Below are 14,685 nucleotides of genomic sequence, written 5' to 3'. Positions count from 1 at the left end.
TCGTTTCCGGCCACGCAGCGCGTCGTTGGCGCCCCGTGATAGCCGGCGCGCAGCGGCATCGTGCCGATCACGCGGACGCGGCCGCACCCGTACGCGCATGGCACCGGACAAGCGCTTCACCCGTCATCACGGGAGCGGAGAAGCCGAACGTGCCGGGTCAGCCGCTCTCGCGGATGAGGAGCGCGAGCGTCGAACCCCGGCACCGGCCTCCGGCTCAGGGGCGGGGCAGCTTCAGCAGCGACTGCACCGTCTTTTCAACCTGACTGCCGACCCCCTGTGCGACCTGCGCGACGCCGCTGGCGACGTTCTGAAGCACCGATTGCGCGGCCTGCTGCGCCTGCGCGGCAGCGGCGGCTTGCGCGGCGGCGGCGTCCGCGGCAGCCTTGGCGCTGGCCTCCGCCGCGAGCTTGGCGGCCTGATCCGCATCCTTCGTCGCCTTGCCCTCCGCGGCCTTCGCGGCGTCCTTCGCGGCGCGTTCGGCTTCGCGCGCGGCGGCGGCGGCGGCCTGGTCCTGCCCGGCCTTCGCCGCATCGCTGCCCGCCTTGTCACTCGCGGCCTTGGCGGCGTCCTCGGCAGCCTTCGTCGCGCGCTCCGCTGCCTTGGCCGCCTCCTTGGCGGCCTTGTCCGCTTCCTTCGCGGCGTCGGCGGCGGCCTTGTCGGTCGCTTCCTTCACGAGCCGCTCGCTCTCGCGTGCAGCGGTGGCGGCTTCGTCCGCGGCGAGCTTCGCGGCATCGCGCGCCGCCTTGTCCTGCCCGGCCTTCTCCGCCTGCGCGGCGGCCTTCGCGGCCTGCTCGGCAGCGCGCGTCTCGGCTTCCGCCGCCTTCGCCGCCTCTCTCGCGACCTTTTCGGCATCCCGGGCTGCATCGGCAGCCGCCTTGTCCGACGCGTCCCGGCCGGCGCGCTCGCTGTCGCGGGCGGCGGTGGCGGCTTCCTCGGCGGCGAGCTTCGCGGCGTCACGCAACGCCTTGTCGCGCCCGGCCTTGTCGACCTGCTCAGCGGCCTTGACCGCATCGTCGGCCGCCTTGGCGGCGTCGCGCGCCGCCTTGTCGGCCGCCGCCTGGCTTGCCGCGTCGTTGGTGCGGGCGGCTTCTGCCGCCAGTTGCGCGGCCATCTCGCTCGCCACCCGCGCCGCGTCCTGCGCCGCGGCATGCGCCCCCTGCTGCGCGATCAACGTCGCCTGGGCGTCGGCAGCGGCCTGCGCGACGCGCACCGCGTCGGCGATGCGGGCGGCGGTGGTCGCTGCCAGTGCCTGCACCTGCGCCAGTTGTGCGGCAGCGACCTGTCGCGCCGCGGCGTCGCTGCGCTGGACCTCCGCCGCCGCACTTGCCGCGACATCGGCAGCGGCACGCACCGCCGCCTGTGCCGCGACCTGCTGCGCCTCTTGCGCGGCAAGCTCCTGCGCGGCGGCGGCGGCGGCCTGTGCGGCCTGCTCCGCCGCGGCGGCACGCGCGAGCGCGACATCGGCCTGCGCGGTCGCCTGCGCCGCACGATCGGCATTGGCGCGCGCGGTCGCGGCGGCGATATCCTGCATGGTGCGGGCGGCGGCGGCGGCTTCCGCCTCGGCCTGCACCTGCGCACTCGCCTTGGCGACGCGCTCGGCCTCCGCCTGCACGGTCTGCGCGGCGGCGGCAGCGGCGGCGCGGGCGGTCTGGTCGGCGGCGGCAGCGGCGGCGGCATGCGCGGCGGCGCTCTGCTCCTGCTCCACCTTGGCGCGCGCGGCGTCTTTGGCGGCCTGCGCGGCAGCGGCGGCGCTGGCGGTGGCCGCGCGCTCGGCATCCGCCTTGGCCTGCGTCGCGGCGAGCACCTCGGCGCTGGTTTTCTCCACCATCTCCGTCGCGGCGAGCGAGGCGGACTGCTGCGCGACGATCGCGGTCGCCGCCTCGACCACGCGGGTGGTGGTGACCACCGCCTCGCTGGCGATGCGCGTCGCCGCCGCCACGCCGCTCACGTCGCCACCGATCGTGCCCGATACCAGCCCGCCGGTCGCCACCGACAACGAGGCGGACGGCGCATAGACCGCCTCGGTCAGCGCCGGCGCGACGGTCGCCACCTCCACGCTCTCGGTCGGGGCGGCAAGCGCAGCGGCAACCGGCACGACCGCCGCCGGTTCGGCAGCGGCGACCGGCGTGGCTTCCGCCGGCGCGGCCTCGGCCGGTGCCGCTGCCACCGCCGCCGCGGCGGCCGGCGCGACGGGCTCGGCCGGCGCGTTCGGCGATTCGATCACCCGCGAGCGGCCATTGTCCTCGATCGTCATCCGCATCCGGTTCGATGCCGACACCATCGCGACCGCGCCCGGCGTGACGAGGTCGTGCGCGCCGCCGTCCAGCGTCGCGACGTCGACGGCGCCCTCCAGCACCTGCACCGCCGTCCCCTGGTCCGACACGCCGACCGAGAACGTCGTGCCCTTCACCACGGCGGCGAGATACGGCGTCTGCACCTCGAAATGCGGGGTCATCTTCTTCTTGATCATGAAGACAATGTTGCCGAATTCCTCGACCACGCGCGTTACGCCGGTCGCCTGCGCCTCGGCCGGCAAACGCAGTCGCGACGCGGGCGCGACCATCATGAACTCGGTGCCGCGCACCAGCACCGCACGCGCGCCAGCCGCCGTCGTCACCACATCGCCGGCGGTCACAGCCACCCCGCGCGTGGCGACCGTGCTCACGCCCGCGCGGGCGACCGTGACGGTGCCCGACGCCTCGCTGATCGTCCACCCCGCCGGTGCGGCGAGCGCAGGGACGGAACAGGTAGCTGCCAGGACGGCAAGCAGGGCGCGGCGCATGAAGATCTCCCGGTCTCGACGGCCTCGTACTCACGGCCGTCGCCGTCCCGCATGCGCTCGCGAAGGTTGCAATCTCCTGATTTTAAATGGTTGATTTGTACATAAGGCGGCGTCGTCAGCATGATCCCGGCACCCTGTCCTAACCGAATCACAAGCATTGCACGCCTACCTCGCGATCGTGACGAAGCGAGTTGGGGCGGAATGGCGCGTAAGGTGAAATGGTCGGTGCTGGTCGCGCTGATGTCGCAGGGAGCCGCTGCGCAGACTGCGCTGGATCGCGCCGATCCGCGACTGATAGAGCGGACACTCCCGCCGCCAAACGCCTCCGACGCCGCTACCCCGACCCCGCCGACACGCGCCACCCCGCTGCCGACGCCGGCCGCGCGCGTCACCGGCACCGTGCGCGCGGTGGTGATCGACGGACGCGGCGCGTTGCCCGCCGCCGTGTTCGCCACGCCGATCGCAAGCGTGATCGGGCAGGAGTTGAGCCGCGATGAAGTCGCCGCGCTCGCGGGATCGGTCGCCGCGGTCGCGCGCGCGCAGGGGTATCCATTCGCCACGGCGCAGGTGCCCGCGCAGGCGCTGCGCGATGGCATCCTGCACGTGACGCTCGATCTCGGACGGATCGACGCGGTGCGCGTGATCGGCGCGCGCAGCGCCACCGCGGACCGGCTGCTGGGCCGCGCGCTGGCGACCGGCACGGCGGTGCGCCGCGATCAGCTGGAACGCGCGCTGCTGCTGGTCGGCGACGTACCGGGGGTCCGGATCACCGACAGCCGGCTGATCCGTCAGGACGGGTTCGGCATCCTGCTGGTCACGATCGAGCGCGACGGCGCGTCGGGCTATATCCAGGTCGACAATCGCGGCAGCAGCGAAGTCGGGCCGGTGCGCTCGACCGCACTGGCCAGCGTTCGGGGGCTGGCGCAGGACGGCGACGAACTGGCGTTGATCGTGTCGCAGACGCCGCTGCAACCGACCGAATTCACCTTCCTGCGCGCCCGCTATGGCGCGCCGGTCGGCAACGACGGGGCGATCCTGTCCGCCTCCGGGTCGATCGCGCGCACGCGGCCCGGCGGCATCCTCCGCACGCTCGATGTGCGCGGCAGGAGCGCCGATGCCGCGATCGCGCTGCAATATCCGCTGGTGCGCACCCGCGCGCGCAGCCTGTGGGCAACCGGCGAACTGCGCGCGCTCGGCACCGACCAGGATCTGGCCCGCCGTCGTCTGCGCAGCGACCGGATCGCGACCGTCACGGCGACGCTGGGCGGCAGCGCGACGCTGGGCCGCGGCGTGCTGCGCGCCGAACTCGCGACGATCGCGGGATTGCCGGGCATGGGAACGACCCGCCAGGGTGCGCTGCTCGCCTCGCGTTCGGATGGTGACGCGCGGTTCGTCGCGGGCACCTACATGATCGACTGGACGGCTTCGATCGGCAAGCCGTTCAGCGTCGCGATCGCCAGCGCCGGGCAGGTTTCGTCCCGTCCGCTGCTCGCCGCGGCCGAGATCGGGCTCGGCGGCCCGGCCTTCGGTCGCGGCTATGATTATGCCGAGCGCACCGGCGACCACGGCGTGATGGGCTCGCTGGAACTGCGCGCCGACACCGGGCGCATCCCCGGCAGCGTCGTCGATCGCGGACAGCTCTATACCTTCGTCGACGGTGGCGTGGTCGGCAACCGGCACGGCGGGATCGGCGGGGGAAGCCTCGCTTCGACCGGTGTCGGCGTGCGGATCGGCACCGGGCACTTCGACTGGATGGCGGAAGCGGCGCTGCCTCTGGGGCCGGCGCGCTTCGACACCGGCGACCATCGGCCGCGCATCTCGCTGCGCGTGGCGCGCGCGTTCTGATGCGCCGCTCCAGCAACGCGCTGATCCTCGCTGCCGCCGCGCTGGTCGGCATGCTCGCGATGTTGCCGGGCATCGGCGGGCCGATCAAGCGCGCGCTGGAGCCGCTGCGCTTCGCCGTACAGTCCCACCCCTCCAGCAAGCAGGTAGCGATCGTCGAGATGGACGCGCGCAGCGTCGCCGAAATTCGCCGCTGGCCGTGGCCGCGCCGCCATTACGCTGCCGTCGTCGACCGGCTGCGCACAGCGGGTGCGGCGACGATCGTCTTCGACGTCGATCTCTCGAGCGCCTCCGATCCGGTCGATGACCGCGCCTTCGCCGCCGCATTGCGCCGCGCCGGTGGCCGCGTCGCGCTGCCCACCTTCGGGCAGCAGGCCGGCGCGGGCGACCGGCGCAACCTCGACGCACTGCCGCTGGACGCCTTCCGCGCGCACGCCGCGCTCGCCTCGGTCAGCTTCGCACCCGACGTCGACGGGCTGGTCCGCGCGCTGCCGCTCGCCACCGTCACCGCAGGAACACCGCGCCCGTCGCTATCGGCCTATATCGCCGCGCGTGCCGGCAAAGCCGACGTCGACTATCCCGTCGACTTCTCGATCGATCCCGCCACCATTCCGCGGCTCAGCTTCGTCGCGGTCGAAAAGGGCACGTTCGACCCGGCGCTGGTAAGGGGTCGCAACATCCTGATCGGCGCGACCGCGATCGAGATGGGCGACCGTTACCCTGCGCCGCTGCGCGGGGTGCTGCCGGGGGTGACGATCCAGGCGCTCGGCGCCGAGACGCTGCTGCGCGGGGTGCCGGTGCGCGGCACGCCGCTGGCGTCGTTCGCGCTCGCGCTGCTGCTGTGCGTACCGGGCGTGCGCGCGCGGCGCCGCGACGTTGCGGCCGGCATCTTCGCTGGCGGCATGATCGCGATGGCGGTGGTGGCGCTCGCCGCGCAGCGCTGGCTCGCGATCTATTATCCGCTCGGGCTCGGGTGGCTGATGCTGTCGGTCGCCGGGGCGCTGTTCGTGGCGCGCGACATCTTCCGCCGCTTCCGCAGCGGGCGACTGCACGACGAGGCGACCGGGCTGCCCAACCAGCGCGCGCTCGCCACGCAACCCGCGGACCGCAGCGGGATCGCGGCGGTGGTGCAGCTCACCAATCTGGAGGAACTGTCGGCGGTGTTCGACACGGCGCAGGTGTCGCAGGCGATCGTCCGCACGGCCGAGCGACTGCGGCTGTGCAGCGCGCACGACGCGGTCTACCGGGTGCGCAGCCACCAGCTCGCGCTTTTGCTGCCGACGCATGAGATCGTCGAGGACATGCTGGCGACGCTGCGCACGCTGCTGCTCCAGCCGGTCGAGATCATGGGCCGCAAGGTCGATGTCGCTGTAGCGCTGGGCATCGCCGAGGATGGCGACATGGCTGCCGCAGCACTGGCGGCCGGCGAGGCGGCGGCGGCCGGCGTGTTCTGGCGCCGCGCCGCGGTCAATCGCGACCGACTGGAGAACGCCGTGTCGTTGATGGGCGAGCTCGACGCCGCGATCCACGCCGGGCAGATCGAGGTCCATTACCAGCCCAAGCTGGCGCTTGCCACCGATCGGATCGGCAGCGTCGAGGCATTGGTGCGCTGGCGCCACCCCGAACGCGGCTTCGTATCGCCGGCCGCGTTCGTGCCGCTGGCGGAGCAGACCGATCGCATCGAGCCGCTGACGCTGTACGTGCTGGAACGGGTGATGGCTGACGCTGCGCGGTGGCGCGCCACGGGCCATGCGGTCACCGCGGCGGTCAACATCTCCGCCAAGCTGCTCGACGCGCCTGCGTTCATCGCTGCGGTCGACCGGCTGCTGGATACCGCGCCGATCCCGTCCGACGCGCTGATCTTCGAGGTGACCGAGTCGGCCGCGATGTCCGATCCACTCACCGCCACCGCCACGTTGCGGCACTTCCGCGCGCGCGGGGTCGCGATCTCGATGGACGATTACGGCACGGGCCAGTCGACGCTCAGCTATTTGCGCGAACTGCCGCTCAGCGAATTGAAGATCGATCGCAGCTTCGTGCAATATGCGCATGAGCGCGAGAACGATGCCAAGCTGGTGCGCTCGACGATCGACCTTGCGCATGCGCTGGGGCTGAAGGTGGTGGCGGAGGGGATCGAGGATGCCGCGAACCTCGCGTTCCTGCGCGACATACGATGCGATTACGCGCAGGGTTACTTCATCGACCGCCCGATGCCGTTCGATGCATTGGTCGCGCGGCTGGACGAGCGCGCCACCGCGTCAGCGGCGCTGGCGGGCTGAGCGACCTCAGGCGGCGCCGTCTTCGGGGACGTACAGCCAGGCGAGCGCCGCCTCCTCGGTTTCGAACACTGCATAGCGCGCGTCGCCGATGCGCTTGGCCTGCATGCGGTGCAGCGCACCGGAAACCAGCAGCGCCACCTTCCGCGACGGTGAATCGGGGCGCACCATGCGCGCGAACTCGACCGCGACGTTCTGCGGCAGGATGTTTTTCTGCCGCATATCCATCAGGGTGCGCAACTGCCCGTGCCGGGTGCCAGTCGCCAGCATCCGGCGCAGCGTGAGCGCCACCTCGGCGGCGAATCGCTCGGTGATCCCTGCATTCCAGTCCCCTTTCAGCGTAAGCCTCAGGAACTCGCCCCGCGCGTCGGCATCGATCGTGTAGGTTGGCTCGGTCATGCTAGGATTAAGAACCTTATTTCTTGAGGAGTCCTTATGCCCCGGCACCGCAGTCCGATGGAGATACCAGCATGATCCTGCGCAGCGACGAGACGATCGATCGCGAGGTGCCCGGCGGCGGCACGATGCGGATGCACCTGTTCCGCCCCGCGCTCGACGGGCGCTTTCCGGGGGTGCTGCTGTTTTCCGAGATATTCCAGGCAACCGCGCCGATCCGGCGGCTGGCGGCGATGATCGCGGGCCATGGCTATGTCGTCGCGGTGCCGGAGGTCTATCACGAATACGAACCCGCCGGCACCGCGCTCGCCTATGATACGGCGGGCACCGACCGCGGCAATCTGCTGAAGATCACCAAGCCGGTCGCCGCCTTCGATGCCGATGCCGACGTCGCGCTCGGGACATTGGCCGATCATCCCGCCTGCAACGGGCGGCTGGCCACATTCGGCGTGTGCCTGGGCGGGCATCTCGCCTGCCGCGCCGCGCTCGACCCGCGGGTCGCGGCGGCGGCGTGCTTCTACCCGACCGACATCCATTCCGGCACGCTGGGCGCGGGGCGCAGCGACGACACGCTGGCGCGGCTGTCCGAGCTGCGCGCCGAGCTGCTGTTCGTCTGGGGGCGGCAGGACCCGCACGTCCCGCTCGCCGGGCGTGCCGCGATCCGCGCGCGGCTGGAGGAGGTCGGCGCGTCGTACGAATGGCACGAATTCAACGCGCAGCACGCCTTCCTGCGCGACGAAGGCCCGCGCTACGATCCCGCGCTGTTCCTCCAGTCGATCGCGCTGACGCTCGGGCTGTTCCGCCGCGCGCTGGGATGAGCGCTACCCGCGCAGCCGGTACAGCCCCGCGCCATGCGACGGCACCGTCTGCGCGAATCGTGCCCCGGCCTGCCCCAGCGCCGCGCCGCTCCACAGGTCGGTCACGCGCGCGCCCGGCGCCAGCTTCAGCTGGTCGAGCGCGATGCCGACCTCGCGCGGTGCGTCGCTGGTGTTGAAGAGCGCGAGGTAGCGGTCGCCGGGCGCGCCCTCCGGCCGGGCGGACCAGATGCGCGTGCCGTCCGCCACGAAATGCGGCTGGTTGTCGGTCGAAGCCTGGTTGACCGCCAGCACGGCGCGATTGGTGAGCAACGCCAGCGTCGGCGCATCCAGATGGCGCAGGTCCCCACCCATGATCAACGGCGAGCGCGCGATCGACCACAGCGTCATCAACGTGCGCTGCTCGTCCGGCGTGAACTTGGTATCGCGCTTCCCGAGCGCCAGCCGGCCCAGCGGCAGCATGTCGGCATCGGGCCACGCGCCGGGGCGTCGCCACGGGTTCCAGTTCTCCAGCCGCGTGAACTGCGCCGCCAGCATCGACCATTCGTCCCAGAAGTCGTCGGAGATGCGCCACATCTGCGCGAAGCGGCGGACATGATCGCCGCGGATCACCGGTGTCTCGCCGGGCGACAGGCTCAGCGTGATTGCGCGCCCGCTGTTGACGATCGCCTTGTGCGCCGCCTCGATCTCCGGCGCGTGCGCGTCATAGGGGCGGCTCATGTCGTCCATCTTGACGAAGTCGACGCCCCAGTCGGCATAGAGGCGGAAGATGCTGTCGTAATAGGCCTGCGCACCCGGCTTCGTCATATCGACACCGTACATATCCGGGTTCCACGAACAGATGCTGTTCGTGTCGGCGACGTCCGCGGCGCGATAGCGGGTGCCGAGGATCGGCAGGTTCTTCTTCACCGCCAGCCGCGGGATGCCGCGCATGACGTGGATGCCGAATTTCATCCCCATCGCGTGGATGTCGGCAGCAAGCTTCGTGAAACCCGATCCGTCGCGGCTCGACGGGAAACGGTTCGGCGCCGGGATCACGCGACCGTGACCGTCGATCGCCGGCACCGGATCGGCGTTATATTCGTAGCTCGAGGCCTGCGGCTCATACCATTGGATATCGACCGTGAACACGTCGTAGCCGAACGGCAGCAGCTTCTCGCGCATGATCGCCGCGGTCTCGCGCGCCTGCGCCTCGGTGATCGTGGTGGCGAAGCTGTTCCAGCTGTTCCAGCCCATCGGCGGGCGCGGCGCGAGCGTTCCGCCGGTCGCGGCGGCCGTCGCACCCGCCGTCAGCATCGCCGTGCCCGCCAGCCCTGCGCCGGCCAGCGCCGCGCGCCGACTGATCCCTGCCCCTGTCGTATCCATGTCGCTCTCCCTTGATGCGCGGGGATATCGCCGCTTTCGCGCGCCGGCCAGACCCGTCAGCGCACGCGCGCCGGGTTGCCGGCGACCGTCGCGCCCGGCGCGACGTCGCGCGTCACCACGCTGCCCGCGCCGACGATCGCGTCGTCGCCGATCGTGACGCCGGGCAGGATCAGCGCACCGCCGCCGATCCACACGTTGCGCCCGATCGCGATCGGGCGGCCCCATTCGGCACCCGTCGCACGTGCCGCCGGATCGCGCGGGTGATCGGCGGTCAGTATCTGCACCCCCGGGCCGATCTGCGTCGCGTCGCCGATCGTCACCGCGACCACGTCGAGGACGATGCAGCCATAGTTGAGGAACACGCCCTCGCCGATCGCGATGTTATAGCCATAGTCGCAGTGGAAAGGCGCCCGGATGACCGCGCCGTCGCCGACCCACGCCAGCCGTTGCGCCAGCATCGCACGCCGCTCGTCGGCGGGCAGCGTGCTGGCGGCATTGTAGCGCGCCATCCACGCAAGTGCGGCCTGATGGTCCGCGATCAGTTCGGGATCACCGGCGTGATATGGCTCGCCGGCCAGCATCTTCTGCTTCTCGCTACGTTGCATCGTGCCGCTCTCCGCCGAGTTCATAGCGGGGCGGGTAGCATCGTCGCGGAAGCGACGCGCCGATCGTTGTTAGGAGCCGCCCGCTTTGTCCCGCTTCGACGCAGACCTTGAGCCCTCAAAGCCAGACCCGCAGGTCGGTTCGCGTGGATCGTCCCGACCTGATCCGGTCCCGCTTCTCACCGACGCCGGGAAGAAGCAGGAGTCCGGATCAAGGCCGAAGCGACGGGTCCCCGTCTCCGCATCCGAACCAACGCCGGTCAGGCTCCGAAACCCGACCGGCGATCGGCGTCAGAAGTGGAAGCCGACCGTCGCGCGGATCGAATGCCAGCGGAACTTGTCGTCGGAACGGATGAAGTCCGTACCCGATGCGCTGCCGCCGTTGTTCGCGTTGGTGAACGGCGTGCCCGCCGGGCCGGCCGCCCGGACGACATAATCGTCGTCCTGATACTGGTGGTACATATACTCCAGCCCGAACGACAGATGCTCGCCGATCCGCTGCTCGATGCCGCCACCGCCCTGAATACCGAACTGGTTGCGCTTGCCGCTGCCGGTGAAGGTGTTGGTGGTGTTGGTCGAACCGAACGCACGGTCGATCCGGGCATAGCCGGGGCCGAACGTGCCGTAGAACAGCGTCGTGTCGTTGGGCGTGAAGCCGGCGCGCGCACGGATGCCGCCTTCCCAGTCGATCCCGCGATTGAAGACGTAGCTGGCCGGCGTGCCGGAAAAGGCGGTGACGCCATCGGTGATGTTGCTCGTCCCGAACTCCCCGACGAGACCGACGACGATGCGGCCGCGCTGGGCGTCGGCACCGATGCGGCCATAATAGGCCCAGTCGTCCTTGTCCTTCGTGCAGCGCCCGCCCGCACCGGGGCTAAGCTGGCTGGTCGCCTGCCCGCCGCAAAAGCCCGGCGAGAAGGCGTTGGCGCCGGAACCGGTGCGCACCACGTCGCCGAAGCGACCGTCGAGGTTGCGGTCGAACAGCACCTGCGCGCCGCCGTCGTTCGGCTGCACGTCATAGCCGCCCGCGGCGCCGACGTAGATGCCGTTGAAGCCGCCGTCGCTTTCCTGCGCCATCGCAGGGGCGGCAAATGCGGCGAGCATCGCCGCGCCGGTCATCGCAATCGCCTTCATATCTTGCTCCCTTCATATTTCGAACGGGAGGGTGCGGCCGCACCCTCCCTTGCAGGTTTTCTCGATTGTCCGTGCGACCGTGCGCGATCAGGGCAGGCCGACACGCAGGGTCGCGTTCGGGTTGTTCGTCCCGTTCGGGAAGAACCCGCCACCGTTGCGGTTGGCCCCGGTCGCATTCAGATAGACGATGTTGTGCACCTGCGCGCTGTTGCGGCTGTAGGCGATCCCGTCCGCATCGGTCGGGACCAGGTTGGCCGCCGTGCCCTTGACGAGGCCCTCGTCGGTGTCGCTGCCCTGGTCGAGGGTGTCGCGCGCGTCGGAGATGCGCCCCGCCGCCGTGACGAGTGCGGGCGTCGCGATGCCCTTGGCATACAGCACCGTACGCACCAGCCCGGCGTGATAGGCTTCCGCCGCCAGGATGCCGGCCGCCGCCTCGAGGAACACCTTGCTGGTCAGCAGCGGTGCCGCGCCCTTGTAGGCGGTGACGCCGACGTCCTCGAAGATGAACGCGCCGAGCAGGAAGTTCTCCGGCGAGGAATAGGGATTGAACGTGTCGTTCGGTCCCACCACGCCCGCCGCGCGCGCCGCCGCGGTGAACGCGCCGTTGGCGTCACCCGAGATGTTGATGTTGGGCATCGCGATCGCCGCCGAGCCGAGCGCGGTGCGCAGGAACGCGACGTGCGCGGCCTCGTCCGCCGCGATCTCGCGGGCATAGGCGCCGACCAGTGCGTCGTTGGAGAAATCCACCTTCGCGCCGCCGGTGACGGTGCCGCCCGCGGTGCCCGAACCGCTGGCGATCATGCTGGCGGACAGGCCGGTGCCATTTACGGCGTACAGGTAGAATTGCGCCTCGAGATATTCGAGGTTCAGCGCCAGGTTGAGGATGTCGCTGTCGGTCACCGCCGCCGGGGTAGGCGTCGGGGTCGGCGTCGGGCTCGGCTGGTCGTCGCCTTCGGAATCGAAGCAGCCAGACAACAGGCTGGCGCTACCGAGCGCGAGCGTGCCGCCGCCGGCGACCTTGAGGAACTGGCGTCGCGCCGCGCGACGGGCATCGGCCGCCGCGAGGATGTCGAGAGCTTTGCGATGATCGATCATGTGAGTCGTTCCTGAAAAGGGGATGAGGATGGGACGCAGGGAAGCGACCGCACGCTCACGTGGTCGATCGGATGTTGCCGTTGACGCCGTTCGGGAAGAACCCGCCCATCGTCGTGGTGCCGGCGTTCAGGTAGACGATGTTCAGCACCTGCCCGGTCGTGCGGCTGTAGGCCAGGCCATTGGCGTTCAGGGGCACGATGTTCGAGGTCAGCGTCGCGCCGCTGCCGGTCGGCCGGATGCCCTCATCGTCGTCGGGCGCGATCCCGCGGATCAGGTCTTCGGTGGGCTTGCCGTCCAGGGCGTTGCGTGCCGCCGCGATCTGCTCCGTCGCATCGACCAGCGCCGGGATGCCCTTGGCATACAGCGTCGTGCGCACGATCGCGGCGTGATAGGCCTCCACCGCCAGGATGCCGGCAGCGGCCTCGAGGAAGGTCTTGTTCGTCAGCAGCGGCGCCGCACCCTTGTAGGCGGTGACGCCGACGTCCTCGAAGATGAACGCGCCCAGCAGGAAGCTGTTCGGATCGGCATAGGGATTGAAGGTGCCAGTCGGGCCGACCACGCCGGCGGCGCGTGCGGCGGCCGTGAATGGCCCGTCCGCTTCGCCGGAGATGTTGATGTTCGGCATCCCGACCGCGGCGCTGCCCAGCGCCTTGCGCAGGAAGGCGACGTGCGCGGCCTCGTCGGCGGCGATCTCCGCGGCATAGGCGCCGACCAGCGCGTCGCCCGAGAAGTCGACCTTCGCTCCGCCGGTCACGACCCCGCCGGCCGCGCCGGCGCCGCTGGCGGTCTGGGTGGCGGCCAGCCCTGCGCCGTTGACGGCGAAGAGGTAGAATTGCGCCTCGAGATATTCGAGGTTCAGCGCGAAGTTGAGCACGTCCAGGTCGGTCGCGGCGGACTGCGCCCGGGCGGGATCGGAATAAGCGAACGCGGAGCCGACGGCGGCGACGCCCAGTGCGGCGGTGAACAATGCGCGGCGGTCGGTCCGCCGCTGCGCGCGCGAATCGAGCGCATCGATGACCAGATCTTGCTGCTTCATGTGGTGGCACCTCCCTTGGCCCGACGCGAAGGCAAAAAACTGGTCGTCGGCGCAGGCGCAGCAGGTACGTCGCCGGCTACGGGTCGGATGCACCTTCCTTAAGAATCCACAAAACTTATGTGAAATAGCCTGCGAAGCGGCGATGCGGGCGTCCCGGGATGTGAAAACCCCGACCGCCCGCATCGCGCATGACCGGCGCCGTCGCCGGCTGGATCTATTACTTCTTGGTCTTGCCCGACACGTCGGACACCGCCGAGCCGGCCGAGCGCATGTCCTTGCCGGCACCGTTGACGGTGTTGCACGCGCCGAGCGCGATCGTCGCTGCCAGTACGGCGGCCAGTCCGGTCCTGTTGGTCATGATGATCTCCTTCACTCCTTGGGCAAAAGGCTGCGGCGGGCCGGCTGTGCTGGCCCGCCGCGGTCGTTCAGCGCAGGCGGCGGCGGGTGGCCGCGGTAGCGCCGAAGCCGGACGCTGCCGCGCCGACCAGCAATGCGAGGACGAGGACGAACGACGTCCCGGCTGCGGCACCCGCGGCCTTGTCGGTCGCCGACTTCGCGGTCTCGATCGTCTTCTCCTTGGTCGCGGCGAACTGCTGCTTCGCGCGCGTCACCTGTGCCTGCGCCTCGGGGCGGCTGATCTTGCGCTGTGCGGCGACGATGTCGACGATGCGGCGCTCGGCCTGCTGGCCATCGCTGCCGCCGCGCGCGAGCGCCGGCAGTTCGCGGGCGATCTCCTTTTGCGCCTGCTCCGCCGTCATCTGTGCAGGATCGCTCGGCGCGTCCGAGAGATACGCCGCTGCCTCGCTGCGCACATCGCTCGCGTCGACCCCGGCGACCGACGCGGCGGCAGGCGCCGCTGCGCCGACCGTCGAGCCGGCCGCGCCGGCTACCGCGCCCACTGTACGGAACGCGCCGCCGATGATGCCGCCGACGGCCGAGGTCAGCAGGTACAGCGTCAGGATCAGCGTGACGCCCCATACGACCAGCCCGTGGACCAGCGCGTCGAACCGCTCGTGCACGCCCGCGGCCCGCGCTGCCGCGAAGCCGCCCGCGCCCAGCGCCAGCACGGTGGTCAACAGCCAGTAGATCCCGGCCCCGATCCCGAAGCCCGCCGCGCCCGGCGTCGTCCCCTCCACCGGGTCGACCATCGTCAGCCCGATCCCGGCCCCGAGGATACCGAGCACCAGTTGCACTGCCACCGCGATGACGACCCCGGCGAAGATCGCGCCCCACGACAGCCGGGTACGCGTCTTGCCCGGATATGCGTCATCGATCGGCGCGAAGCCGTTGCTTGCGTTGCTAGCCATAATCACTCCTGTTGAAAGTCTTCGTCCGTCGCGCT

Annotated in this window: 12 protein-coding genes; 3 read left to right on the top strand and 9 right to left on the bottom strand. The window is 70.8% G+C overall.

The window, feature by feature from the left end:
* Nucleotides 1-214 precede the first annotated feature (214 nt).
* On the bottom strand, nucleotides 215-2,782 hold the full coding sequence (locus tag SPHPHY_RS20890) for a FecR family protein (protein ID WP_022685733.1): 2,568 nt from the start codon (nucleotides 2,780-2,782) through the stop codon (nucleotides 215-217).
* Nucleotides 2,783-2,983: 201 nt separating this feature from the next.
* On the opposite strand from SPHPHY_RS20890, the gene SPHPHY_RS0105655 reads away from it, so the two are divergent.
* Together SPHPHY_RS0105655 and SPHPHY_RS0105650 are read left to right on the top strand one after the other, a co-directional pair.
* Nucleotides 2,984-4,627 carry a ShlB/FhaC/HecB family hemolysin secretion/activation protein gene (locus SPHPHY_RS0105655; RefSeq protein WP_022685732.1) on the top strand — a complete coding sequence of 548 codons (1,644 nt, stop codon included), beginning with the start codon at nucleotides 2,984-2,986 and terminating at the stop codon, nucleotides 4,625-4,627.
* Nucleotides 4,627-6,903 carry a putative bifunctional diguanylate cyclase/phosphodiesterase gene (locus tag SPHPHY_RS0105650; protein ID WP_022685731.1) on the top strand — a complete coding sequence of 759 codons (2,277 nt, stop codon included), beginning with the start codon at nucleotides 4,627-4,629 and terminating at the stop codon, nucleotides 6,901-6,903. The genes SPHPHY_RS0105655 and SPHPHY_RS0105650 overlap by 1 nt, the downstream gene beginning before the upstream one ends.
* 6 nt (nucleotides 6,904-6,909) lie before the next feature.
* Here SPHPHY_RS0105650 and SPHPHY_RS0105645 read toward each other — a convergent pair whose 3' ends face one another.
* Nucleotides 6,910-7,299: a hypothetical protein gene (locus tag SPHPHY_RS0105645; protein ID WP_022685730.1), complete on the bottom strand. Its 390-nt coding sequence runs from the start codon at nucleotides 7,297-7,299 to the stop codon at nucleotides 6,910-6,912.
* Nucleotides 7,300-7,370: 71 nt separating this feature from the next.
* Between SPHPHY_RS0105645 and SPHPHY_RS0105640 the strand changes: the two genes are divergently transcribed.
* Nucleotides 7,371-8,114, top strand: a complete 744-nt coding sequence (locus SPHPHY_RS0105640; RefSeq protein WP_022685729.1) for a dienelactone hydrolase family protein — start codon at nucleotides 7,371-7,373, stop codon at nucleotides 8,112-8,114.
* 3 nt (nucleotides 8,115-8,117) lie between these two features.
* Here the strand turns inward: SPHPHY_RS0105640 and SPHPHY_RS0105635 are convergent, their stop codons facing one another.
* The 7 genes from SPHPHY_RS0105635 to SPHPHY_RS0105605 form a co-directional block, all read right to left on the bottom strand.
* Entirely contained in the window at nucleotides 8,118-9,476 is a 1,359-nt protein-coding gene (locus SPHPHY_RS0105635) for a glycoside hydrolase family 27 protein (protein ID WP_022685728.1), read from the bottom strand.
* Nucleotides 9,477-9,532: 56 nt separating this feature from the next.
* Nucleotides 9,533-10,081: a sugar O-acetyltransferase gene (locus SPHPHY_RS0105630; RefSeq protein WP_028056528.1), complete on the bottom strand. Its 549-nt coding sequence runs from the start codon at nucleotides 10,079-10,081 to the stop codon at nucleotides 9,533-9,535.
* 288 nt (nucleotides 10,082-10,369) lie between these two features.
* Nucleotides 10,370-11,212 (bottom strand): outer membrane protein, encoded by an 843-nt coding sequence (locus tag SPHPHY_RS0105625; RefSeq protein WP_022685726.1) that lies wholly within the window; start codon nucleotides 11,210-11,212, stop codon nucleotides 10,370-10,372.
* Between the two features lie 87 nt (nucleotides 11,213-11,299).
* Nucleotides 11,300-12,307 carry a ferritin-like domain-containing protein gene (locus tag SPHPHY_RS0105620; protein ID WP_022685725.1) on the bottom strand — a complete coding sequence of 336 codons (1,008 nt, stop codon included), beginning with the start codon at nucleotides 12,305-12,307 and terminating at the stop codon, nucleotides 11,300-11,302.
* A gap of 55 nt (nucleotides 12,308-12,362) precedes the next feature.
* Complete coding sequence (locus SPHPHY_RS0105615; RefSeq protein WP_022685724.1) at nucleotides 12,363-13,343, bottom strand: ferritin-like domain-containing protein; 981 nt, start codon at nucleotides 13,341-13,343, stop codon at nucleotides 12,363-12,365.
* A 217-nt stretch (nucleotides 13,344-13,560) separates the two neighbouring features.
* Nucleotides 13,561-13,701 carry an entericidin A/B family lipoprotein gene (locus tag SPHPHY_RS21315; protein WP_081645398.1) on the bottom strand — a complete coding sequence of 47 codons (141 nt, stop codon included), beginning with the start codon at nucleotides 13,699-13,701 and terminating at the stop codon, nucleotides 13,561-13,563.
* Between the two features lie 67 nt (nucleotides 13,702-13,768).
* Entirely contained in the window at nucleotides 13,769-14,650 is an 882-nt protein-coding gene (locus tag SPHPHY_RS0105605; protein WP_022685722.1) for a hypothetical protein, read from the bottom strand.
* Between the last annotated feature and the right edge of the window lie 35 nt (nucleotides 14,651-14,685).

This window comes from Sphingomonas phyllosphaerae 5.2 (assembly GCF_000419605.1).
GTDB classification, from domain to species: domain Bacteria; phylum Pseudomonadota; class Alphaproteobacteria; order Sphingomonadales; family Sphingomonadaceae; genus Sphingomonas; species Sphingomonas phyllosphaerae_B.
This window is presented reverse-complemented; position numbering and strand designations above follow the sequence as displayed.